This window comes from Vibrio genomosp. F10 str. 9ZD137 (genome assembly GCF_049974785.1).
Lineage (GTDB): Bacteria > Pseudomonadota > Gammaproteobacteria > Enterobacterales > Vibrionaceae > Vibrio.
Map to the genome: position 1 here is coordinate 1 of NZ_JBNGCJ010000436.1, position 955 is coordinate 955.

The following is a 955-nucleotide window of genomic DNA, read 5'->3' on the forward strand; positions in this document are numbered from 1 at the left end:
GCGTTGCGAATCTGCCTTAAACGCCTTGTTAGCTGTTTGTTACCTGACGTCTTCCAGCAAACTTCTTAAAGCCCAACTCTGCAAGTATCCAAAGCATTACAAACACACCGATGTCTATTAGAAAACTCGTCAGGTCAAAAGGATCTGAAATGATGTTGTAGCTAAAATTGAATAAGCTAAAAATCAACCTGGACCCGAAATAGGCGAATAGGAATACAATTACATATTTCATGTTTAACCTTATGAAGCCCTTTAATTACTTCAACTTTCTATGCAAAATTTGACTTTCGATATGATAGGTTACTTTCCTAGTACACTTGAAACTCTCGCTCCAACTTTTCGATGTGCAACACGAATTTTAAGCAACAAGAAAATAGCCTCATGCGCAAAAGCAGAATCAAACAGCTAACGCTGAGCTAAGCCGCACGAAACCTTGGCATACACTTTTGCGTAGCAAAAATGCCGAGCGTTGAGTGTCGGTTTGAGCGTTTTGTTATGTGTGTGCCCAAAATAATAAAGGTGATAACGCAAAAAATATGCACCCAAATAGAAAAAAGTAAAAGCACAGCAAGAAAACTATTTCTGAAAGAGTTTTTCCGACTTTAGCTGCCGAGTCTCCTGCATCTGATGCAGCTATTCTTACTGCGACAGGATCGGTTAGGATAACTTTCTTTCTTGCAAAAAACTTAGCCGAAACGATTCCCAAGACAAATAACAAGTAAATGCTAAACGCTGGAGCGACCAATAGCTCGTTCAATGAAGCTATCGCAGATGCTATAAGTGCAAATAAGATCATCGAAGCAAATGAGATAGCCCAGATACCTAATATTGAAAACTTGCTGAAGTAAGAAAGCTTCTCAGCCAACAACTTGGGAAGGTAGTACATAATAATCCTCTTTTACACATAACGCTGCACTAAGCTGCCGCAAACATGTGAGATCGGAAGAGAGGTTCA

The 955-nt window shown here is 39.6% G+C and carries 1 protein-coding gene; it reads right to left on the reverse strand.

Annotation, left to right across the window (positions count from 1 at the left end):
* Positions 1 to 493: 493 nt before the first annotated feature.
* Positions 494 to 886, reverse strand: a complete 393-nt coding sequence (locus ACP45E_RS10375; protein ID WP_017038688.1) for a hypothetical protein — start codon at positions 884 to 886, stop codon at positions 494 to 496.
* Positions 887 to 955: the final 69 nt, after the last annotated feature.

Bases quoted from the DNA above. Each gene is read 5' to 3' on its own strand.
- ACP45E_RS10375 (WP_017038688.1), bottom strand. From the start codon at position 886: ATGTACTACCTTCCCAAGTTGTTGGCTGAGAAGCTTTCTTACTTCAGC.